The sequence below is a fragment of the Verrucomicrobium sp. GAS474 genome (assembly GCF_900105685.1).
GTDB lineage: Bacteria > Verrucomicrobiota > Verrucomicrobiia > Methylacidiphilales > GAS474 > GAS474.
The window spans coordinates 3,427,677-3,448,738 of sequence record NZ_LT629781.1; the positions used below are offsets into that span (position 1 = coordinate 3,427,677).

Sequence of the window (21,062 nt, forward strand, 5' to 3'; positions counted from 1 at the left end):
CCCTCCCTCACCCCTATGGACTCGAACACGATCCTCATCATTGGCGTCTCCGTCGTAGCCCTGATCCTCCTCCTCATCGCCCTGGTCTGCTACAAGGCGATCCTCCGCCTCTTCGGCGTCGTCATCATCCCGAACGACGCCATCGGCCTGCTCAACAAGAAGTGGGTCCTCTTCGGCGAGCACCGCAGCCTCCCCGACGGCGAGATCATCGCCCTCCACGGCGAGGCGGGCTGGCAGGCGGACACCCTCTCCCCCGGCGTCCACTTCTGGCTCTGGCCCTGGCAGTTCGCCGTCAGCATCCAGCCCTTCACCACCGTCCGCGGCGGCAAGGTCGGCGTCGTCGAGGCCCGCGGCGGCAACCCCCTGCGGGGTGGCAAGGTCCTGGCGAAGAAAGTCGCCTGCGACTCGTTCCAGAACGCCCGCGCCTTCCTCACCGACGGCGGCGAGCGCGGCACCCAGATCACCATCATCCCGCCCGGCGACTACCGGATCAACACCGCCCTCTTCACGATCACCGAGGCCGACGTCCTCGACATCCCCGACAACATGGTCGGCGTCGTCACCACGAAGGAAGGCTTCCCCCTCGCCACCGGCGACATCGCGGGGAAGGAGATCGAGAACCACAACATGTACCAGGACGCCCAGTCGTTCCTCGACAATGGCGGCTCGAAGGGCCTCCAGGAGCAGGTCCTCCTCGCGGGCCGCTACTTCATCAATCCCGCCTTCGCCCGGATCGAGCTGAAGCCGATGACCGAAGTCCCCATCGCCTACGCGGGCGTCGTCATCGCCTACGTCGGGGAAAAGGGGGTCGACCTCTCGGGAGACAGCTTCAAGCACGGCAACCTCGTCGGCCGCGGCCAGAAGGGCGTCTGGGCGGAGCCCCTCGACCCCGGCAAGTACCCGATCAACCCCTATACCCACAAGGTCGAGAACGTCCCGACGGCCAACGTCGTCCTGAACTGGGCGACCGGTAAGAGCGAGTCCCACAAGCTCGACGAGAAGCTCTCCACCATCACCGTCCGCTCCTCCGACGGCTTCCGCTTCAACCTCGACGTCTCGCAGATCATCCACATCCCGCGCAACGCCGCCCCGAAGGTCATCGCCCGCTTCGGCAACATGGCGAACCTCGTCACCCAGGTCCTCGAGCCGACGATCGGCAACTACTTCCGCAACGCCGCCCAGGGGGCCGACGTGATCGACTTCCTCAAGCAGCGCCAGCAGCGGCAGGCCGACGCCCGGAGCCGGATCGCCGGGGCGCTGACCGAGTACGACGTCGTCGCCGTCGATACCCTCATCGGCGACATCGTCCCGCCCGAGGACCTGATGAAGACCCTCACCGACCGGAAGATCGCCGAGCAGGAGACGGTGACCTACCAGACCCAGAAAGTCGCCGAGGACAACCGCATGGCCTTCCAGCAGGCGAAGTCCCTCGCCGACACCCAGGCCCGCGTCGTCGACGCCGAGCGGAGCGTCAGCATCGCCGACTTCGCGGCGAAGGCCGCCGTGAAGAAGGCGAGCGGCGAGGCCGACGCGAAGAAGATCAACGCCGCCGCCGACGCCGAGGTCCTGAGCCTCGTCGGCGACGCCGAAGGCCGGAAGATCACCGCCGTCGGCACCGCCGAAGCCGAGGTCATCCGGCTGAAGACCGAGGCCGTCGGCCAGGGCAACTACGCCACCATCGAGATCGGAAAGGCGCTCGCCGCCTCCGGAATGCCCCTCGTCCCCCACATCACCGTCGCCGGCGGCGGAGAAAAGGGAGAAGGCGGCTCCCTGGTCAGCGTCCTCCTGGCGAACCTGATCGCCAAGGATCACCCCGCACAGCCCCGCGTAATACCGCCAGCACCGTCCGCCTAGGCGCAGGAACGCGTGATCATCCCAAGCGCCCCTCCCAATAGGAGTCAGGGCGTATTGGCCCCGTCTCTCCCTATAGCTCGTACCCTCGGACGCTCCAGGAACCATCCGATTTTAATCCAGTTAGTAGACGAGACGCCGCCCAAGCGCGTCCGCCTAGCTAAGGCCCTCCGAAGGGGAGGTTCCAGGAGGGGCAAAGCCCCTCTTGGGCTATAAAGCGGATCGCCTCCACCTGTACAGGGTTGACCGCGCAGGTCCCGAAGGGCTGCCCCGCTCCGTGGCGTCGCCGAGCGTCCCTCTCCCAAGCACTCCATTTGCCAAGCGCATGGAAGAAAAACGTTTCCCAGCACTGGCGGAACCGAGAGGCCGATCTCCCATACGCCCGCTCTACTCCGCTGGATCTTAACCTCCATGAGGGCCGAGCCATGGGAAAGAGCATCCAAGGATACAGGCCTATCTCCTCGGGGCTGAACCCTGAATATATCTCTCCCATACGCTTCCCTCCCGATGGGAGTCAGGGCGTATTGGTACCGCTACCCCTTCCGTACGTACCCTCGGGCGTACTGGAACCATCCGATTTTAATCCAGTGAGGAGACAAGGCGCAGGGGGAAACGCGTCCGCCTAGTTCAGGCCCTCAGAACAGGAGGTCACGGAGGGGCGGAGCCCCTCTGTGGCGTTAAAGCGGGTTACCTCCAGCTGTACAGGGTCGACCCCGCCAGCCCCAAAGGGCACACCCCACAACTTCGCGCCCCCCCTCTCCAGATGCCATTGACGGAGTGTCCCCCTCCCGCCTAGTCTCTTCGGTTCCATGATCGCACGCTATTCGCGGCCGGAAATGACGGCCATTTGGGAAGAAAAGACCAAACTCGACCATTGGCTCGAGATCGAGGTCCTCGCCGTCGAGGGGATGGCCAAGATCGGCCAGATCCCGGCCGCCGACGCCAAGACCGTCCGAGCCAAGGCCACCTACCGCGCCGCCCAGGTCCACGAGAACGAAAAGCGGACGAACCACGACGTCCTCGCCTTCCTCGAAGAAGTCGCCCACCACGTCGGCCCCGCCGGGCGCTGGATCCACCAGGGCCTCACCTCGTCCGACCTCCTCGACACCACCCTCGCCCTCCAGCTCGTCGCCGCCGCCGACATCCTCCTCGCCGACCTGAAGAGCCTCCGCAAGACCGTCGCCGCCAAGGCGAAGAAATACGCCCTCGTCCCGATGATCGGCCGTTCCCACGGCATCCACGCGGAGCCCCTCACCTACGGGCTGAAGCTCGCCCTCATGTACGACGAGTTCGGCCGCTCCATCACCCGCCTCCAGGAGGCCCGCGCCCAGATCGCCGTCGGAAAGCTCTCCGGGGCCGTCGGCACCCACGCCCACCTCGATCCCCGCGTCGAGACCTACGTCTGCAAGAAGCTGAAACTGAAGGCCGCCGACCTCAGCACCCAGACCCTCCAGCGGGACCGGCACGCCCACTTCATGACGACCCTCGCGCTCATCGCCTCGAGCGTCGACCGCTGGGCCACCGAATTCCGCCACCTCCAGCGGACCGAGGTCCTCGAGGTCGAGGAATACTTCGCCCCCGGGCAGAAGGGGAGCAGCGCCATGCCCCACAAGCGGAACCCGATCACCGGGGAAAAACTGAGCGGCCTCTCCCGCCTCATCCGCGGCCACGCCGTCGCCGCCCTGGAGAACGTCGCCCTCTGGCACGAGCGGGACATCTCCCACTCCTCCGTCGAGCGGATCATCTTCCCCGACGCCACGATCGCCCTCGACTACATGCTCGTCCTCCTCGACAAGATGATCGAGCGCCAGATCGTCTACCCGGAGAACATGAAGCGGAACATGGAGCTCACGAAGGGCCTCTACGGCTCCCAGAGCATCCTCCTCGCGCTGACCGACAAGGGGGCCGCCCGCCGCGACGCCTACGAGGCCGTCCAGAGCGCCGCCATGGACTGCTGGCGGACCCAGGAGCCCTTCATCGGCCACGTGAAGAAGTCGGCGACCATCGCGAAGTACCTTTCCCCGAAGGAAATCGAGATCGCCTGCTCCCCGGCCAAACACTTCCGCCACGTCAAATCGACCTTCAAGAAACTCGGTATCACCAAATAACAGGAACCATCATCATGATCGCCCGCATCATCGTCACCCCGAAGAAGAGCGTCCTCGACCCCCAGGGCGAGGCCGTCCGCCGCGCCATCCACTCCCTCGGCTTCGACGCCGTCTCCTCCGCCCGCATCGGCAAGTACATCGAGCTCGAAGTCTCCGGCAACAACGTCGAGGCGCTCCGCAAGAAGCTCGACGAGATCAGCGGCGACCTCCTCTCGAACCCCGTCGTCGAGGACTACACCCTCCAGCTCGAGGGCGTCGCCTCACCCGCCAAGGTCGAAGCCAAGCCCAAGACCGCCGCCGTCCCCGTCGCCAAGGTCGAGAAAGCCAAGCCCGCCCCGGTCAAGACGAAGCCCGCCGTCGTCAAGATCCCCAAGGCCGTGAAGGTCGCCAAAGCCGCCAAGCCCGCCGCCCCGGCGAAGAAGGCCGCGCCCGCCCCGGCCCCCGCCAAGAAAACGGCGAAGAAGAAGTAGCCCGCAACGAAGCAAGCAACCCTCCCCTCAACCTCACCAAAACAGATGCGCTGGGCCATCCTCCAATTCCCCGGGTCGAACTGCGACCAGGACTGCCACCACGTCCTCAAGAACGTCCTCGGGCAGGACGCCTACACCGTCTGGCACAAGGAGGAAAACCTCCGCGACGCCGACGCCGTCATCGTCCCCGGCGGCTTTTCCTACGGCGATTACCTCCGCTGCGGCGCCATCGCCCGGTTCTCCCCCGCGATGAAGGCCGTGAAGGAAGCCGCCGCCAAGGGCAAGCCGGTCCTCGGCATCTGCAACGGCTTCCAGATCCTCACCGAGGCGGGCCTCCTCCCCGGCGCGCTCCTGCGCAACCGGGACCAGCACTTCCGCTGCGAGACCGTCCGCCTCCGCGTCGAGCGGCCCGACTCCCTCGTCACCCGCCACTACCTCACCGGCCAGACCCTTGAGATCCCGATCGCCCACGGCGAGGGGAACTACTACGCGGACGACGCCACCCTGAAGGCGCTCCGCAGCAAGGGCCAGATCCTCTTCACCTACGTCGACGCCGCCGGCAAGGCGACCGACGAGGCGAACCCCAACGGCTCCCGCCTGAACATCGCGGGAATCTGCAACGAGGCCGGCAACGTCGTCGGCCTCATGCCCCATCCCGAGCGGGCCGCCGAGGCCGTCCTCGGCTCGACCGACGGCCTCGCCTTCTTCCAGTCGGCGATCGAAGTCCTTTCCAAGAACTAACGTCCTTTCCCCTTTCCTCCTATGCCCACGAGCAAGAGCAGCACGAAGAAAACGCCCGCCCCGAAGGCCACCACGAACGCCAGCGGCAACCCCGCCATGCCCGAGGCCGTCATCGCGAAACACGGCCTCACCGCCGAGGAATACGAGCACGTCGTGAAGATCCTCGGGCGGCACCCGAACATCACCGAGCTCGGCATCTTCTCCGTCATGTGGAGCGAGCATTGCTCCTACAAGAACTCCCGCCCCGAGCTGCGGAACTTCCCCACCACCGGCCCCACCGTCCTCGTGAAGGCGGGCGACGAGAACGCGGGCGTCATCGACATCGGCGACGGCTGGGCCGTCGCCTTCAAGATCGAGTCGCACAACCACCCGAGCGCCGTCGAGCCCTTCCAGGGCGCGGCGACCGGCGTCGGCGGCATCCTGCGGGACATCTTCACCATGGGGGCCCGCCCGGTCTTCAACCTGAACTCCCTCCGCTTCGGCGAGATCCGGGGCGATTCCCCCGCCGCCAAGCACAACCGCCGCCTCTTCAGCGGCGTCGTCAGCGGCATCGCCCACTACGGCAATTGCATCGGCGTCCCGACCATCGGCGGCGAGGTCCAGTTCGATCCCTCCTACGAGGGGAACCCCCTCGTCAACGCCTTCTCCCTCGGCATCCTCCGGCACGACCAGATCCGCCTGGGCAAGGCCTCCGGCCTCGGCAACCCCGTCTTCTACGTCGGCGCCCGCACCGGCCGCGACGGCCTGGCGGGTGCCGCCTTCGCCTCCCGCGATTTGACCGAGGACTCCAAGGCCGACCGCCCCGCCGTCCAGGTCGGCGATCCCTTCATGGAGAAGCTCCTCCTCGAGGCCTGCCTCGAACTCTTCAAGCATCCCGAGGCCGTCGTCGGCGTCCAGGACATGGGCGCGGCGGGCCTCACCTGCTCCACCTGCGAGACCGCGAGCCGCGGCGGCACCGGCATCGAGATCGACCTCCAGTACGTCCCCCAGCGCGAGGCGAACATGACCCCCTACGAGATCATGCTCTCCGAGTCGCAGGAGCGGATGCTCATTATCGTCCGCAAGGGCTTCGAGGCCGAGGTGAAGGCGATCTTCGAGAAGTGGGACCTCCCCGTCGCCGAGATCGGCAAGGTCACCGACGACGGCATCATGCGCGTGAAATTCCACGGCATCACCGTCGCGGAGATCTCCGCCGCCTCCCTCACCGACGAGGCCCCCATCTACTACCGCGAGTCGAAGATGCCCGAGCACCAGGCCGAGCTGAACCGCTTCGACCTCGGCATGACGCCCGAGCCTTCCGACTACAAGAAAACCCTCCTCGACCTGATTTCCGCGCCGAGCCTCGCCTCGAAGCGGTGGGTCTACCGGCAGTATGACCACATGGTCCGCCTCGGTGCCGCCGTCCCCCCGGGCAGCGACGCCGCCGTCTTCCGCGTCGTCACCGAGGAAGGCGCGAAGCCGAAGTTCCTCGCCGCCACCGTCGATTGCACCGCCCGCTACTGCCTCCTCGATCCCCGCCGCGGCGGCGAGATCGCCGTCGCCGAGGCCGCGCGGAACCTCGCCGTCACCGGAGCCCTCCCCATCGGCGTCACCGACAACCTCAACTTCGGCAACCCACACAACCCGGCGATCTTCTGGCAGCTGAAGGAATCGGTCCAGGGCATCTCCCACGCCTGCCGCTTCTTCGACGTCCCCGTCACCGGCGGCAACGTCAGCCTCTACAACCAGTCCCCCGCCGGGGCCGTCGACCCCACGCCCACGATCGGCATGGTCGGCGTCATCGAGGACGAGAAGCACATCACCACCGCCGACTTCAAGAACGAGGGGGACCAGATCGTCCTCCTCGGCGGCTTCGGCTGGGAAATGGCCGGGACCATCTACGCCCAGGAGATCCACGGCGTGAAGCGCGGCTTCGCCCCCCTCCTCGACCTCGGCCGGGAGAAGCACCTCCACCACACCGTCGTCGAGCTGATCAAGAAGGGCTGGGTCCGCAGCGCCCACGACGTCAGCGAGGGCGGCCTCGGCCTCGCCCTGGCCGAATCGTGCCTCGGCTCCCCCTCGAAGTCGCCCTCCCAGCCCGGCCTCGGCGCCATCGTCGACCTCCCCTGGGACCAGCGCCTCGACATCACCCTCTTCAACGAGACCCAGAGCCGCATCATCCTCTCGGTCTCCAGCGAGAGCCTCGGCGCGGTGCTGGCCGAATGCGACGCCGCGGGCGTCCCCGCCCAGCGGATCGGCGTCGTCGGCGGGAAAGACCTCGTCCTCCACTACCGGGAACAGACCCTCTCCTGGCCCCTCCCCGAGCTGGAAACGGCCTGGGGCGAGAGCCTCGACCGGATCATGGCCTAAGAGATCCTCGCCGACAAAAAGGGCGTCCCGGAACGGGACGCCCTTTTTGTTGAAAAAACGATTACTGCTGCGGGCTCCGTAGCGCCTCTTCCCGCGCCTTCTGCCGCTCGATCTCCTCGAGGACCGAGAGGACGCGGTCGCCCCGCTCCTGGCCGTTGTCGAAATCGAAGTGGAGGCGCGGGGTGAACTTCGCGCTGATCCGCTTGCCGAGCTCGTGCTGCCACTCGCCCTTGCAGCGGTTGAGGAGGCCGAGGGCCTTCCCCTTGGAGACCTCCTGCTCGATCATGCTCAGATAGACGTAGGCATGCTTCATGTCGGGGCTGGTCTCGACCGCGATGATCGTCAACAGGAGGCCCTCCAGCTTGTTTTCCCGCAGCATCAAGGTGCTCAATTCCCGCCGGATGACTTCCGACATTCTCTCCGTCCGTTCGCTCATATTCCCACTCTACCTCCCCCCGCCAGGGTTGCCAACCCCTAGTGTCTGGGCTTTAATGCCAGCTCCCTTATGTCCCAGCAGCCCAAGCCCCAGCAGCAGCAAAACGCCAAACCGGCGACCGCCATCACCCCCACCCGCCAGGCCGATTTCCCCGAGTGGTACCAGCAGGTGATCGCCGCCGCCGACATGGCGGAGAACTCCGAAGTCCGCGGCTGCATGGTGATCAAGCCGTGGGGCTACGGCATCTGGGAACTCATCCAGGCCCAGCTCGACGTCCGCATCAAGGCGACGGGCCACAAAAACGCCTACTTCCCCATGTTCATCCCCCTCTCCTACCTGGAGAAAGAGGCGAAGCACGTCGAGGGCTTCGCGAAGGAATGCGCCGTCGTCACCCACCACCGCCTCGAGGCCGGTCCCGACGGAAAGCTCGTCCCCACGGGGAAGCTCGCCGAGCCGCTCGTCGTCCGCCCCACCTCGGAGACGATCATCGGCGCGGCCTACAGCCGCTGGGTCCAGTCCTACCGCGATCTCCCGATCCTGATCAACCAGTGGGCCAACGTCGTCCGCTGGGAGCTCCGCCCCCGCCTCTTCCTCCGCACGGCGGAGTTCCTCTGGCAGGAAGGCCACACCGCCCACGAGACCGCCGAGGAGGCCGTGATCGAGACGGAAAAGATGCTCCGCGAGTACGAGGCCTTCGCCAAGGAGCACCTCGCCCTTCCCGTCCTCACGGGAGAGAAGTCGGAGAACGAGCGTTTCCCCGGCGCCCTCCGCACCCTCTGCATCGAGGCGATGGTCCAGGACCGCAAGGCCGTCCAGGCCGGGACCTCTCACTTCCTCGGCCAGAACTTCGCCAAGGCCTACGAGATCAAGTTCCTCGGCCGCGAGAAGAAGCTGGAGCACGCCTGGACGACGAGCTGGGGCGTCAGCACCCGCCTCATCGGCACCATGATCATGGCCCATAGCGACGACGACGGCCTCGTCCTCCCGCCCCGCGTCGCCCCCACCCAGATCGTCATCATCCCCGTCATCCCGAAGGACGACCAGAAGGACGCCGTCCTCGACGCCTGCTACAAACTCGCCGCCGAGCTCCGCGCCCAGACCTACGCGGGCGAGCCCGTCCGGGTCGAAGTCGACAACCGCGACACCGGCGGCAGCTCCAAGGGCTGGGAGTGGATCAAGAAAGGCGTCCCCCTCCGCGCCGAGATCGGGCCGCGCGACCTCGCCGCCGGGACCGCCTTCGTCGGTCGCCGCGACAAGGGCGTGAAGGAAAAGAGCGGCATCCCCCTCGCCGACCTCGTCGCCCACATCGGAACGACCCTCACCGAGATCCAGGCCGCCCTCTACGCCCGCGCCGAGGCCAACCTCCGCGAGCACACCCGGAAGATCGACACGAAGGAGGAATTCTACGCCTTCTTCACCCCGCAGAACCCCGACAAGCCCGAGATCCACGGCGGCTTCGCCCTCACCCACTTCGCGGGCGACACCGCGCTGGAAGAGAAACTGAAGGAAGACCTGAAGGTCACCATCCGGTGCATCCCCTTCGAGGAAAATCCCGAAGGCGGCACCTGCCCCTTCACCGGCCAGCCGAGCAAGCAGCGGGTCGTCTTCGCGAAGTCGTATTGATGCGGCGAAGCCGTTTGTGATACAAACGGAGTGTGAGGACCCCTCCCACATGTTCGCCGCTTCGGCTTGCGGGAGCTTTCGCGCTCTTCAGCGTCTTGCCGCTCGCAGGGTGCGCCTCCTCCCATGCCGATAACACGGTCTCGCCGTGGAGTAGCGCCACCAGCTCCAATGACGATTTCTCGGGACGCAGTTCCTCCACCTCGGGGGGAGGCCCCGATGTGGCCGGAGGCCTTCTCCACGCCTTGGCCAGCCCCAGCATGGCCAGCATGCTCAATGGATTGAAGGGGAAGTAGGCCCGGCCCCGGGATTGCCTTCCCCTCCCGAGCGCCTACCTTCTTTACCATGAGCAGCACCCCCATCCGCGCCTTCGCAGCTCCCTCAGCCGGAGCCCCCCTCCAGCCCTTCTCCTTCGATCCCGGCCCGCTCGGCGCGTCCGAGGTCGAGATCGCCGTCAGCCATTGCGGCGTCTGCCACTCCGATCTCTCGATGCTCGACAACGAGTGGGGGATGACCGCCTATCCCTTCGTCCCCGGCCACGAGGCCGTCGGCACCGTCCTCGCCCTCGGCTCCGAGGCGCAGGGGAAGGGGCTGAAGATCGGCCAGCGCGTCGGCATCGGCTGGACGGCCAACAGCTGCATGTCGTGCCCCCAGTGCCTCTCGGGCAGCCATAATCTCTGCACCACCGCCCAGCCAACCATCGGCGGCCGCCACGGCGGCTTCGCCGAACGGCTCCGCGCCCATTGGGCCTGGACCCGTCCGATGCCCGAGGCCCTCGATCCCGCGAAATCGGGCCCCCTGCTCTGCGGCGGCATCACCGTCTTCGACCCGTTCCTCTCCTTCAACATCTCCCCTACGGCACGCGTCGGCATCATCGGGATCGGCGGCCTCGGCCACATGGCCCTCCAGTTCGCGAACAAATGGGGCTGCGAGGTCCACGCCTTCACGACGAGCGACAGCAAGGAAGCCGAGGCCCGGCAGATGGGCGCTCACTTCGTCCACAACACAAAGAAAGCCGACGCGCTGAAGTCCCTGGCCGGGAGCCTCGACCTCATCCTGTCGACGATCAACGCCCCCCAGGACGACAACGCCCTCCTCTCCACCCTCGCCCCGAAGGGCCGCCTCCACGTCGTCGGCGCCGTCCTGAAGCCGCTGGAGATCCCCGCCTTCAGCCTCATCATGGGACAGAAGGAAGTCTCCGGCTCCCCCACCGGAAGCCCCGTCGCGATGAGCCGGATGCTCGACTTCGCCGCCCGCCACGCCATCGCGCCGGTCACCGAGACCTTCCCGCTCTCGAAGGTCAACGAGGCCCTCGACCATCTCCGCTCCGGCAAGGCCCGCTACCGGATCGTGCTGGTGAACGACCTCGCTTGAGCAGCGAAAGCGGGTGATTAAGTGTTTTTACCCATCGCCTCTTGCCTCACCCCCTTTCACGGGGTATAACTAGGACACACGTGAGCCCCACCCCTTCCAAATCGGAGCACCCCCACAGCGAAGCCGTCGTCGTCCTCCTTCGGGCTTTCGGCCTCCTCGCCTTCACCACCACCGATGGCCGCGTCGGGATCTCGCGCGACTCGATGTTCGCCCTCTTCGGCGAGCCCGACCGGTACGAAGGGCATTACGACAAGGTGCCCAAGCTGGCGCGCCTCGAGTGCATCGCCGACAACGTCGATTGGGATTGGGTCGAGGCGGATCAGGAAAACGGCTACCTCGCGCCGACCTTCCACACCGTCTTCACCGTCGAACGGTAAAGCGTTCCCCCTTCTTTCCTACGCCTTCAGCTCGAAGGAGAGCGGCTTCCCGGCCTCGAAGGCCGTGATATTTCCCAGCGTCGTCCCGGCGATTCCTCCCAGCGCCTCTTCGGTCAGGAAGGCCTGGTGTGCCGTGATCAGGACGTTAGGGAAGGTCAGCAACCGCGCCAGCACGTCGTCCTGCAGGACCTCGTTCGAGAGGTCGCGGAAGAAGAGGTCTTCCTCCTCCTCGTAGACGTCGAGGGCCGCGCCGCCGATCCGCTTCCGCTTCAGCGCGTCGGAGAGCGCCGACGCATCGATCAACGCCCCGCGGCTCGTGTTCACGATGATCACCGAGGGCTTCACCTTCTCCAGCGCCTCGGCGTTGATGAGGTGGAAGGTCTCCTTGAAAAGCGGCACGTGGAGGGAAATCACATCGGCCTCGGCGTAGAGACGATCGAGGGAGACGTACTCGATCCCCGTCTCGGCGATGAGCGGCTGATTCGGGTAGGCGTCGTAACCGAGGAGGCGGCAGCCGAAGCCCTTCGCGATCCGCGTGAAGGCGGCCCCGATCTTCCCCGTCCCGATCACCCCCACCGTCTTCCCGTGGAGATCGAAGCCGACCAGTCCGTCGAGGGAGAAGTTCCCATCCCGCACCCGGTTATAGGCCCGGGGCAGCTTCCGGTTCAGCGCCATCAGGAGCCCCATCGCATGCTCCGCGACCGAGTAGGGGGAATACTCCGGCACCCGCACCACGCGGATCCCGGCCTCCCCCGCCGCATTGAGGTCGACGTTGTTGAATCCCGCGCAACGGAGCGCGATCAGCCGCGTCCCCCCCTTCGCCAGGAGGGCGATTGCCGCCGCATCGAGGCGGTCGTGAACGAAGACGCAGACCACCGGGAACCCCTCGGCGAGGGCCGCCGTCTGGGCCGTCAGCATCGGCTCGAAGAAGGAGAGCTCATGCCCCAGCGCGCCCCCGACATTCGCCTTCTCCAAGGCTTCGCGTTCAAACCGGTGGGTGTCGAAGACGGCGATTTTCATTCCTTATTTTAGGAAGATCGCCCTCCCGCCGTAAAGGGGCATTCCGCCGCACCTCGCCTATTCGTCCCTCAGCACATAGAGCCGCATCCCGTTGACCTCGACCGCGAGGCGGTAGCGCCGCTCGATCTCGTCCCTCAGTTCGGGGAACGTCTCCATGCCCATCGCCTTTCGATCCTGGAAAAGACCGGATTCCGCGCCGACGCCGTCCGCAGGAGGTAAATCCGCACGTCGTCGATCTCCGTGACGAGGCGGTAATGCGCCTCCACATAGGCGGCGAGTTCCGGGAAGGAATCGATCCGTTCCTGACGCCAATCGGCGAAGAACCACGCGTGGGGCGTGACGGCGTCGACGAGGAACCGGGGCCGGTTCCGCCGCACATCGTCCAGGAACCGCGCGCGGTACATCTCCCGCAGCGGGCCGGGGCGGATCGCCATGTCGCTCCCCGGATCGCGGGTCCCCATCGGCAGGCCGGTCTCGGCGCTCATCGCCGAGTACCAGCCCCAGACGGCCACCCGTTCGGGCACCGCCGCATCCCCTCGCAACGCTCGGATCTGCGCCGCCACGGGATAGATCGAGGGATCCTTCCATTTGGCCACCTCCCCCACCTCGCTGATCCGGAAGTGGACCATGAAGGCATAGGGAAGGACCACCGCGAGGAGGCAGGCCGCCGCCCCCTCCCCCGGCCTCCCCCACCGCACCACGACCAGCGTCCCGAGGATCACGGCCAGAAACCCGAAGGGGGTGAAATGGGGCATCGCCGCCACGACCCCGGCGAAGAGGATCACGCCCAGCCACTTCCCCCGCCGCGCCAGCGCCCAGGCCAATCCGGCCAGGGCGAGCAGGGCGACCCAACCGCCCCACATCATCGCCCGGGGCAGCACCGCCGCCTCGCGCGGGCCGAATTGATCCATGTCGATCGCATGATGCTGCGTGAGGCCGATGAACAACGCCTCCCGCGTCACGAGGAGAAAGACCGTCCCGACCGCGAGCCATCCCAGCGCGAACGAGGAAGAAACCGGGCGCCTGACCAAGCCGACCGGGATCGCCTCCCGATCGACACTCCATTCCCATCCCCGCGCCACCACGGCCCATCCCACGGCGAGGGCCGGGATCGTGAAGATCGCGTAATGATGATAATTCCGCCCCGAGGCCCCCACCGCCAGGAACGCGAATACGCCGAAGCCGACCGCCCAGGCGGCCCACAGCCATTGGGTCCGCCCCCAGCGCCTCCAGCCCGGCAAGAGAAAGACCGTCGCCACGACCGCCGCCTGCACCAGGAAAAGCGTCATGGGGATTTTGGGGTTCAGCACAAACTGGAGGATCAGCTTCACCCGCGCCACGATCCCGGCCCCCTCCCCCACGTAACCGAAGGCCCAGACGACATATCCGTTCCAGAAATCGAGGAACCGCCCCGCCGCCGCCAGCGGCCCCAGCAACGCCGCCGCCGGAACCCCCGTTCCCGCAAGGAGGCAGAGACAGAGCCACAGCGATGCCCCCTGCCGCCGCCATCCGATCAGCGCCACGCCGGAGAGGAACAAAAAGAGCGCGATCGGGGCCGCCTGCAGCTTGACGAACAGCATCGCCCCGACCGCCACGCCGAGGCCGAACGCCGCCCACCTCCCCTTCCCCCCCTCCGAACGCCTGGCGAAGAGAACAGCCAGGGCCCACAACGCCCCGCCGCACAAGGGGAGGCAGGGATACTCGCTCGCATAAAACAAGAGGCTGAGGGCGAACAGGGAGAGAAAGGGCGGCACCGCCAGCCCCGCGATCCGCTCCCCCCAGACCCGCCGCGCCCCCAGCCAGAACAGGCCGAGGAAGAGAACCATGTCGAGGAGGACCGTGATCCGGGCCGTCGCATAGTCGATCGGCAGGCCAAAAGGAACCGTCCAGAGCAGTTGCAACGGAATCAGCGGCCCGCCCGAATACCCGTCGACCTCCCGCCACGGCAGGGCATGGGGGACATCGCGATACGTCACCGCTTCGGAGACGAAGACCGCCTCGTCGATATTGAACGCCTCCCGATGGACGACGAGGGGCGATTGCAGCGTCAGCAACGCCGCGAACGCGAGGAGGAGGAAAAGCCCGAGGCGGAGGGCGGTCCGCCTCCCCCCTTTGCCGACCCCCGCCGGAACCTCCGGGAAAAAGGGCGCCAAGGCCACCGCACCCGCCCCCGCCAGCAACAGGAGGCCGAGGCTCCAGCGAAGGACAGGATGCCCGTCGAGGAAGAGGAGGAGCGTCATTCGCCCGTCCCGAGGAGGGTCTTGAACTTCATCAACAGCAAACTCAAACAGAGTTTTTATTCTTTTCAATGGAAATAAAAGAGAGCAAACAAGTTAGACTCATTCGGCCCCGTTCCCCTTCCATTTATTACCCTCGAGAACAGGCAAACGGCACACCCCTTGCTTAAATCCCATCGGAGCCTTATCCGGTCTTTCCCCCATCGATCCTTTCCCCATGTCCACGGTCAAAACTGAAAAAAGCGATTCGTCCCAGTCTCAGAAATCGACCCCCGCCGCGGAAAGCACCCCGCCGCCCTCCGTCTTCGACTCCTACCCCCTCGACGAAGGCATCTACGACGAGATGTTCGAGAAGGAAGGCGGGGCCCGCAAGGCCTACCGCCCCCTCCACCGGAAGCTGAAGGAACTCCCCCACGAGGACGTCCGGAAGCGCCAGCAGGCCGCCGACAACGCCTTCCTCCACCAGGGCATCACCTTCGCCGTCTACGGCCGCAAGGAAGGGACCGAGAAGATCATCCCCTTCGACCTCCTCCCCCGCATCATCACCGGGGCCGAGTGGGACCACCTGGAAAAGGGCCTCACCCAGCGCATCACCGCGCTGAACCTCTTCCTCAAGGACATCTACGGCCCCTGCAAGATCATCGCCGACAAGATCATCCCCGCGGAGCTCATCTACACCTGCCCCCAATACCGCCGCGAGATGCGCGGCTGGCGCGTCCGGCGGGACATCTACGTCTCCATCTGCGGCTCCGACATGCTCCGCATGCCCGACGGCAGCTTCGTCATCCTCGAGGACAACCTCCGCGTCCCCAGCGGCGTCTCCTACATGCTGACGAACCGGCAGGTGATGAAGAACACCTTCCCCGGCATCTTCCGCAACAGCCACGTCCGCCCGATCGACCACTACGGCCAGTCCCTCCTCACCACCCTGCGGGAGCTCTCCCCCCTCGGCCGTTCGGAGCCCTCCATCGTCCTCCTGACGCCCGGCATCTACAACTCGGCCTACTTCGAGCACTCCTTCCTCGCCTGGCAGATGGGCATCCCCCTCGTCCAGGGCCAGGACCTCATCGTCCACGACAACATCGTCTACATGAAGACGACGGCGGGGCTGAAGCGCGTCGACACCATCTACCGCCGGATCGACGACGACTTCATCGATCCCGTCGCCTTCCGCGAGGACTCCATGCTCGGCGTCCCCGGCCTCTTCAACGCCTACCGCGCGGGCAACGTCAACCTCGCCAACGCCCTCGGCACCGGCATCGCCGACGACAAGGCCATCTACGCCTACGTCCCGGACATGATCCGCTACTACCTGAAGGAGGAACCGGTCCTCCACAACGTCGAGACCTACCTCTGCGTCCGCGACAAGGACCGCCAGCACGTCCTGGCGAACCTCGACAAGCTCGTCGTCAAGGCCGTCGGCGAGTCGGGCGGCTACGGCATGCTCATCGGGCCGCAGAGCACGAAGGAGCAGCGCGCCGAGTTCGCCGACAAGATCAAGTCGAACCCCCGCAACTACATCGCCCAGCCGACGCTCAGCTTCTCCCGCTCCCCCTGCTTCGTCGATGGGAAGATGGAACCCCGCCACATCGATCTCCGGCCCTTCATCCTCTTCGGGGAAAAGGTCCGCATCGTCCCCGGCGGCCTCACCCGCGTCGCCTTCACCCGCGGTTCCCTGGTCGTGAACTCCTCCCAGGGCGGCGGCAGCAAGGACACCTGGGTCGTCAACGACGAGCCGGCCAAGGGAACCAAAGCCGACTAAGCACAAACGCCAGCCCACCCCAGCGAAACCCTTCCTATGCTTTCCCGCGTTGCCGACAGCCTCTACTGGATGGCCCGTTACCTCGAACGGGCCGAGCGTTCCGCCCGCCTCCTCAGCGTCCACCTCCACCTCATGCTCGACCACTCCGGCGGCAGCGAGGAGGAACGCTGGAAGCGGATCCTCGACAGCCTCTCGATCCCCGTCCCGAAGGACGTCCCGCTGGAGAGCGCGCCGATGCTCCATTACCTCGTCCTCGATCCCGAGAACAGCGCCTCCATCCTCACCTCGATCAGCGCCGCCCGGTCGAACGCCCGCCAGCTCCGCGACCACATCAGCTCCGAGATGTGGTCCCAGCTGAACCGCCTCCACCTCCGCCTCCGGGAGCCCGGCTTCGCCTCGATCCTCTCGACCGATCCCAACGACCTCCTGCGCCAGATCATCGACAGCATCACCCTCTTCAACGGCCTCACCCACACCACCATCAACCGGGGCGAGTCGTGGCAGTTCATCCTCATCGGCCGCTACCTGGAGCGGGCCTCCCTCGTCTCCACCTTCACCAGCACCCACTTCCGCACCTTCTACAAGAAGAAGGAGGGCGGGGGCGTCGGGGAGAACTTCATGGAATGGGTCGGCCTCCTCAAGGCGTGCAGCGCCTTCGAGTCGTTCTGCAACCACCACACCGCCGACATCCAGCCGAAGCTCGTCGCCGAGTACCTCCTCCTGGAGCCCGAGTTCCCGCAGGCCGCCTGCTTCGCCGCCCTCGCCGTCGACGAGGCCGCCCACCGCATCGTCGAGCTCAATGACGGGGAGCACACCCCCACCCTCGTCCGCCGCGCCGGGAAGCTCGCCTCGATGCTCCGCTACGCCGAGATCGACGACGTCCTCGCCGGGGATCTCCACGCCTTCACCGCCTCGATCGAGGCCCAGTCGGACCAGATCCACCAGGCCGTCTACAGCAGCTACATCAACTTCCCCCTCGAAAACGCCATCGCGATCTAGCCCCCTCCGCGCCATGTTCTATTCCATCCTCCACCGCACCCGGCACGAGTACTCGGCCCCCGTCTCGGAGAACCTCGTCGAATGCCGGATGATGCCCCGCTCCGAGGGAGCCCAGCGCTGCCTCGCCTTCGAGCTCCAGACCGAGCCCCGCAGCAACGTCCTCCACTACCCCGACCACCAGGGGAACACCGTCCACCACTTCGACATCCCCCGCCTCCACGAGCACCTCGTGATCACCGCCCGGGCCATCGTCGAGGTCGTCGATGAGTTCCCCTCCGTCACCACCCAGAACTCCGACATCTGGGAGGAGATCGAGCACCTCACCTCCCAGGGCGGCGACTACTGGGAGGACCTCATGCCGAGCAAATTCGTCCAGACGACCCCGGCCCTCCTCGAACTGGTGAAGGCGCTCAACGTCGTCCGCCGGGGCGATCCCTACACCCTCCTCACCGAGATCAACAAGGGGCTGAAGAAGAAGCTCTCCCTCGTCCCGCCCCCCTCCCGCGTCCCCTCGCCGTTGGAAGAGGTCCTCGCCAAGGGCAAGGCGACGAGCCAGGACTTCAGCCACCTCATGATCGCCCTCGTCCGGCAGCTCGGCATCCCGGCCCGCTACGTCAACGGCTACTACCTCTGGAGCGCCGAAGGCCACAAGATGGCCGACCGCGCCGACACCCATTCCTGGGTCGAGGTCTGCCTCCCCGGCTGGGGCTGGGTCGGCTTCGACCCCACCCACGGCACCGTCCCCACCACCCGCCACATCCGCGTCGCCACGGGCCGGGACTACGCCGACGTCCCCTCGACGCGCGGCGTCTTCCAGGGCATGGCCGAGCGCAAGATCGAGAGCAAGGTGACCGTGAAGGAGCTGCAGGAAGGGCCGAAGCACGTCTTCTCCCTCCCCGCGCAGCTCGACCATCACTAGGGCCCATCGACATTCAGGGCCAGGCCGCGTTGCTCCTTGGCCCTAGACCTCGATCGCCGCGATCCTCTCCGCGATCGTCCGCGTTTTCGGCCAATCGCCCGGCTGGCGCAGGAGGACCGTCTCGATCCGCCACAGGGCGACGAAAAGCGCGTCGGCCCCCAGCTTCCGCTCGGCGATGTCATGGAGCTGGAGCAGGTAGGGATCGTACTCGTCCTCGATCGGCCGTTCCGACGCGATGTCGAGCGGGTCCCAATCGCGGACGAGGATCGTGCGGATCGCTTCGTTGAGTTCGGTTCCCATGCGTCCCCTTAACCGATCTTCAGGGCATAGCGCCCGTTCCGGCGCGACACGCCCATCCTGGCGCCGAAGGCGGCGGAAAGGACCGCCCTCGTCACCGTCTTTTCCAGCGTCCCCGAGGCGATCACCCGTCCCTTCCGCAGGACCAGCCCATGGGTGAAGCCGGGAACGATCTCCTCCACGTGATGGGTCACGAGGATCACCGTCGGGGCGTCGGGCCGGGCGACCCATTTTTGGAGGAAGCCGAGGAATTCCTCCCGCGCCGCCGGATCGAGGCCCGCGCAGGGCTCGTCGAGGATCAGGACATGGACGTCGGCCATCAGGGCGCGGGCGATCAAGACCCGCTGCCTCTCCCCCTGGGAAAGGAAAAGCCACGGCCGGTCGGCCAGGCGGCGGCAGCCGAGGCGGGAGAGGAGCGCCAGTCCCTTCTTCCGATCGGCCGCCTTCACCGGCCCCCAATGATTGACGACGGCCTCCTTGCCGGTGACGACCACCTCGAGCCCCGTCTCCCCGTCCTCGACGCGCTGCCGGAGCGCCGAACTGACCAGCCCGACCTGCTTCCGCAGTTCCCGCCAGTCGTACGCGCCGAAGGTCCGCCCGAGGAGCGCGACCGTCCCCGAGCTCGCCGGGAGATACCCCGTCAACGCCGAGAGGAGCGAGGTCTTGCCCGAGCCGTTGGCCCCCAGCAACACCCAATGCTCCCCCCGCCCGATCGTCCAGTCGATGTCCCGCAGGATCGCCGTCTCCCGGAGCAGGGAAAGGCCGTGGATGTCGAGAATCGGTTGGTCTGAAGACGAAGAAGGCCGCCGCATAGCAAGCCACTATGGCGGCGGCCCCGACGGAAATCAACCGAGGGCGGTGAAGTCGCTGCCTTAGTAAGGCCGCGTCACGAACTGGAAGATCGCGTCGTCGTTCCCCGGCAGGCCCTCGTGGCCGAAGTCGGGATAGATGCGGAGCGATTTCGGCGCCGTGATTTTGTTGTAGGCCGCGAACTGGGTCGAGGGCGGGCAGACCGAATCCATCAGGCCGACGCTCATCACCGTCTCCGCCTTGATGCGCGGGGCGAGGTTCTGGATGTCGATGTAGCCGAGCTTCATGAAGATCTCGTCCTCCCGCTCGTGGAGCGGATCGAAGTTGCGGAAGTAGGTCTTCAGCTCCGCGTAGGCGTCCTTCGCCTGATCCATCTCCCAGACCCGGCGGTAATCGCTCAGGAACGGGAAGACCGTCGCGAGGCGGCGGATGCGGGGCTCCAGCGCCGCGCAGGCGATGGCGAGCGCCCCGCCCTGGCTGCCGCCCATCGCCGCGACGCGGGTGGCGTCGACGCCCGGAAGGCCCATCACGATCCCGGCGAGCTGCGCCGTATCGAGGAAGATCTGGCGGAAGAGGAGCCCCTCGGGCGCGCCGTCGAGGCCGCGGATGATGTGCCCGTTATGGGTCGTCCCGGAGACGCCGCCCCGGTCCTCGGAGCGCCCGCCCTGACCCCGGCAATCGAGCGCCGCGACGGTGAAACCGGCGGCGACGAGGGCGAGTTTCCCCTGCCAATCGCCGCAGCTCCCCGTATAGCCGTGGAACTGGACGACGGCCGGCTGGAGTCCCGCCGAGGCCTTCGGCCGGAGCAGCTTCGCGTGGATCCGCGAGCCGCCGACGCCGGTGAAGTAGAGATCGTGGCAATCGGCGAACGGCGCCTGGAAGGCGGCGGGAACGAGATCGACCTTCGGGTCGAGGGCCTTCATCTCGGCCAGGCTCCGGTCCCAGAAGGCATCGAAGTCACCGGGCCGAGGAGAGAGCCCCTGGTAATGATGGAGCTTTTCGAGAGGAAGATCAACGAGGGGCATAGTGCCGTGAACGGTAGCAGGCCCGCCGGAAAAGAAAAGCGGGGGCTATCGTCCCGCCACGTAAAACCGCAGCGCCTCGATCTGCGGCGTCAATTCCCGCAGCGGATAGACCCCCTGCGCGAACCCCGCCCCCGGATCGCGGATCAGGTAATCGAAGCCCCGCTTCCCGACGATGACGACGAAGTGCGTCGTCCCGCCCCGCATCCGCAGGCGGACGATCGAGGGGATGCCGCGCCAGAGGTTCCGGTCGACGAGGAAATGGGAGGGCAGATCCTCGTAGACCTTCCGCACCGTCCCGGGCCGCAGGGCCTCGGCCCCCTCCCACTCGATCCAGCCCTGCGGCGTGTAGCCGCCGGTCTCGGTGAGGAAGAGATTGAGGAAATGGGGATCGGTCGGGATCCCGAAATAACAGAGCACCATCGCCGCCGAGGTGACGGCGCACCCCTCCCCGCCGAGCCGTCCCGGCGTCGCCCCGAGGAAGTCGTCCCCCCAGCGCGGGTCGTTCTGCGCGAAGCCGGGCACCGGGAGGAGGATCGTCTTCGGGAACCAGAGCCCGCCCGACGAAGCCATCGGTCCCGTCGCGGTCCATCGCCAATAAAAAAACCCGGTCCCGAGGAGAAGCAGCAGGAGCAACGCCGCCGAGGAGACCAGGACGCGCCGCATCGCC

General features: G+C 66.6%; 19 protein-coding genes. 12 read left to right on the forward strand and 7 right to left on the reverse strand.

The annotated features are described in order from the left end of the window. Positions 1–15 precede the first annotated feature (15 nt). From BLU04_RS14610 to purL, 5 genes are all read left to right on the forward strand, one after another. Positions 16–1,854, forward strand: coding sequence for an SPFH domain-containing protein (locus BLU04_RS14610; protein WP_093287638.1), 1,839 nt, complete (start codon positions 16–18; stop codon positions 1,852–1,854). Between the two features lie 806 nt (positions 1,855–2,660). Continuing rightward, entirely contained in the window at positions 2,661–3,959 is a 1,299-nt protein-coding gene (purB, locus tag BLU04_RS14615; protein WP_093287641.1) for an adenylosuccinate lyase, read from the forward strand. A 14-nt stretch (positions 3,960–3,973) separates the two neighbouring features. Next, complete coding sequence (purS, locus tag BLU04_RS14620; protein ID WP_093287644.1) at positions 3,974–4,429, forward strand: phosphoribosylformylglycinamidine synthase subunit PurS; 456 nt, start codon at positions 3,974–3,976, stop codon at positions 4,427–4,429. Between the two features lie 45 nt (positions 4,430–4,474). Continuing rightward, positions 4,475–5,170: a phosphoribosylformylglycinamidine synthase subunit PurQ gene (gene purQ / locus BLU04_RS14625; protein ID WP_093287646.1), complete on the forward strand. Its 696-nt coding sequence runs from the start codon at positions 4,475–4,477 to the stop codon at positions 5,168–5,170. Between the two features lie 21 nt (positions 5,171–5,191). Continuing rightward, positions 5,192–7,519 carry a phosphoribosylformylglycinamidine synthase subunit PurL gene (gene purL, locus BLU04_RS14630; protein WP_197672970.1) on the forward strand — a complete coding sequence of 776 codons (2,328 nt, stop codon included), beginning with the start codon at positions 5,192–5,194 and terminating at the stop codon, positions 7,517–7,519. A gap of 61 nt (positions 7,520–7,580) precedes the next feature. Here the strand turns inward: purL and rbfA are convergent, their stop codons facing one another. Beyond that, complete coding sequence (gene rbfA / locus BLU04_RS14635; RefSeq protein ID WP_093287649.1) at positions 7,581–7,955, reverse strand: 30S ribosome-binding factor RbfA; 375 nt, start codon at positions 7,953–7,955, stop codon at positions 7,581–7,583. A 69-nt stretch (positions 7,956–8,024) separates the two neighbouring features. On the opposite strand from rbfA, the gene proS reads away from it, so the two are divergent. The 4 genes from proS (at position 8,025) to BLU04_RS14650 (ending at position 11,326) form a co-directional block, all read left to right on the forward strand. Then, positions 8,025–9,578 (forward strand): proline--tRNA ligase, encoded by a 1,554-nt coding sequence (proS, locus tag BLU04_RS14640; protein ID WP_093287651.1) that lies wholly within the window; start codon positions 8,025–8,027, stop codon positions 9,576–9,578. Positions 9,579–9,673: 95 nt separating this feature from the next. Continuing rightward, positions 9,674–9,871, forward strand: a complete 198-nt coding sequence (locus BLU04_RS16640) for a hypothetical protein (RefSeq protein WP_157895381.1) — start codon at positions 9,674–9,676, stop codon at positions 9,869–9,871. 49 nt (positions 9,872–9,920) lie between these two features. Then, positions 9,921–10,949, forward strand: coding sequence for an NAD(P)-dependent alcohol dehydrogenase (locus BLU04_RS14645; RefSeq protein ID WP_093287654.1), 1,029 nt, complete (start codon positions 9,921–9,923; stop codon positions 10,947–10,949). Positions 10,950–11,029: 80 nt separating this feature from the next. Beyond that, on the forward strand, positions 11,030–11,326 hold the full coding sequence (locus BLU04_RS14650) for a hypothetical protein (protein WP_093287657.1): 297 nt from the start codon (positions 11,030–11,032) through the stop codon (positions 11,324–11,326). Between the two features lie 18 nt (positions 11,327–11,344). On the opposite strand, the gene BLU04_RS14655 is transcribed toward BLU04_RS14650, so the two are convergent. Together BLU04_RS14655 and BLU04_RS14660 are read right to left on the reverse strand one after the other, a co-directional pair. Next, the gene (locus BLU04_RS14655; protein ID WP_093287659.1) at positions 11,345–12,346 is read right to left on the reverse strand and encodes a 2-hydroxyacid dehydrogenase; all 1,002 of its coding nucleotides are present in this window, start codon (positions 12,344–12,346) and stop codon (positions 11,345–11,347) included. A 134-nt stretch (positions 12,347–12,480) separates the two neighbouring features. Beyond that, a complete protein-coding gene (locus BLU04_RS14660) occupies positions 12,481–14,586 on the reverse strand; it encodes a hypothetical protein (protein WP_093287662.1) in 2,106 nt (701 codons plus the stop codon). A gap of 340 nt (positions 14,587–14,926) precedes the next feature. Between BLU04_RS14660 and BLU04_RS14665 the strand changes: the two genes are divergently transcribed. The 3 genes from BLU04_RS14665 to BLU04_RS14675 are packed head-to-tail and all read left to right on the forward strand — an operon-like array spanning position 14,927 to position 18,263. Next, a complete protein-coding gene (locus BLU04_RS14665) occupies positions 14,927–16,345 on the forward strand; it encodes a circularly permuted type 2 ATP-grasp protein (RefSeq protein ID WP_343124807.1) in 1,419 nt (472 codons plus the stop codon). 36 nt (positions 16,346–16,381) lie between these two features. Continuing rightward, entirely contained in the window at positions 16,382–17,344 is a 963-nt protein-coding gene (locus BLU04_RS14670) for an alpha-E domain-containing protein (RefSeq protein WP_093287668.1), read from the forward strand. A gap of 13 nt (positions 17,345–17,357) precedes the next feature. Beyond that, complete coding sequence (locus BLU04_RS14675; RefSeq protein WP_093287670.1) at positions 17,358–18,263, forward strand: transglutaminase family protein; 906 nt, start codon at positions 17,358–17,360, stop codon at positions 18,261–18,263. A 42-nt stretch (positions 18,264–18,305) separates the two neighbouring features. Here BLU04_RS14675 and BLU04_RS14680 read toward each other — a convergent pair whose 3' ends face one another. From BLU04_RS14680 to BLU04_RS14695, 4 genes are read right to left on the reverse strand one after another with little or no spacing between them, the layout of a single operon-like run. After that, positions 18,306–18,563: a hypothetical protein gene (locus BLU04_RS14680; RefSeq protein ID WP_093287673.1), complete on the reverse strand. Its 258-nt coding sequence runs from the start codon at positions 18,561–18,563 to the stop codon at positions 18,306–18,308. An 8-nt stretch (positions 18,564–18,571) separates the two neighbouring features. Then, positions 18,572–19,372 carry an ABC transporter ATP-binding protein gene (locus BLU04_RS14685; protein ID WP_093287676.1) on the reverse strand — a complete coding sequence of 267 codons (801 nt, stop codon included), beginning with the start codon at positions 19,370–19,372 and terminating at the stop codon, positions 18,572–18,574. Between the two features lie 60 nt (positions 19,373–19,432). Next, a complete protein-coding gene (locus BLU04_RS14690) occupies positions 19,433–20,395 on the reverse strand; it encodes an alpha/beta fold hydrolase (RefSeq protein ID WP_093287679.1) in 963 nt (320 codons plus the stop codon). Positions 20,396–20,440: 45 nt separating this feature from the next. Beyond that, positions 20,441–21,058 (reverse strand): hypothetical protein, encoded by a 618-nt coding sequence (locus BLU04_RS14695; RefSeq protein WP_093287682.1) that lies wholly within the window; start codon positions 21,056–21,058, stop codon positions 20,441–20,443. Positions 21,059–21,062 lie beyond the last annotated feature (4 nt).

Coding starts and splice junctions, on each gene's coding strand:
- purB (WP_093287641.1), top strand. CDS start 2,661: ATGATCGCACGCTATTCGCGGCCGGAAATGACGGCCATTTGGGAAGAA.
- BLU04_RS14695 (WP_093287682.1), bottom strand. CDS start 21,058: ATGCGGCGCGTCCTGGTCTCCTCGGCGGCGTTGCTCCTGCTGCTTCTC.
- BLU04_RS14690 (WP_093287679.1), bottom strand. CDS start 20,395: ATGCCCCTCGTTGATCTTCCTCTCGAAAAGCTCCATCATTACCAGGGG.
- BLU04_RS14645 (WP_093287654.1), top strand. CDS start 9,921: ATGAGCAGCACCCCCATCCGCGCCTTCGCAGCTCCCTCAGCCGGAGCC.
- rbfA (WP_093287649.1), bottom strand. CDS start 7,955: ATGAGCGAACGGACGGAGAGAATGTCGGAAGTCATCCGGCGGGAATTG.
- purL (WP_197672970.1), top strand. CDS start 5,192: ATGCCCACGAGCAAGAGCAGCACGAAGAAAACGCCCGCCCCGAAGGCC.
- BLU04_RS14670 (WP_093287668.1), top strand. CDS start 16,382: ATGCTTTCCCGCGTTGCCGACAGCCTCTACTGGATGGCCCGTTACCTC.
- purS (WP_093287644.1), top strand. CDS start 3,974: ATGATCGCCCGCATCATCGTCACCCCGAAGAAGAGCGTCCTCGACCCC.
- BLU04_RS14685 (WP_093287676.1), bottom strand. CDS start 19,372: ATGCGGCGGCCTTCTTCGTCTTCAGACCAACCGATTCTCGACATCCAC.
- BLU04_RS14655 (WP_093287659.1), bottom strand. CDS start 12,346: ATGAAAATCGCCGTCTTCGACACCCACCGGTTTGAACGCGAAGCCTTG.
- BLU04_RS14660 (WP_093287662.1), bottom strand. CDS start 14,586: ATGACGCTCCTCCTCTTCCTCGACGGGCATCCTGTCCTTCGCTGGAGC.
- BLU04_RS14675 (WP_093287670.1), top strand. CDS start 17,358: ATGTTCTATTCCATCCTCCACCGCACCCGGCACGAGTACTCGGCCCCC.
- proS (WP_093287651.1), top strand. CDS start 8,025: ATGTCCCAGCAGCCCAAGCCCCAGCAGCAGCAAAACGCCAAACCGGCG.
- BLU04_RS14665 (WP_343124807.1), top strand. CDS start 14,927: ATGTTCGAGAAGGAAGGCGGGGCCCGCAAGGCCTACCGCCCCCTCCAC.
- BLU04_RS14680 (WP_093287673.1), bottom strand. CDS start 18,563: ATGGGAACCGAACTCAACGAAGCGATCCGCACGATCCTCGTCCGCGAT.
- BLU04_RS14610 (WP_093287638.1), top strand. CDS start 16: ATGGACTCGAACACGATCCTCATCATTGGCGTCTCCGTCGTAGCCCTG.
- purQ (WP_093287646.1), top strand. CDS start 4,475: ATGCGCTGGGCCATCCTCCAATTCCCCGGGTCGAACTGCGACCAGGAC.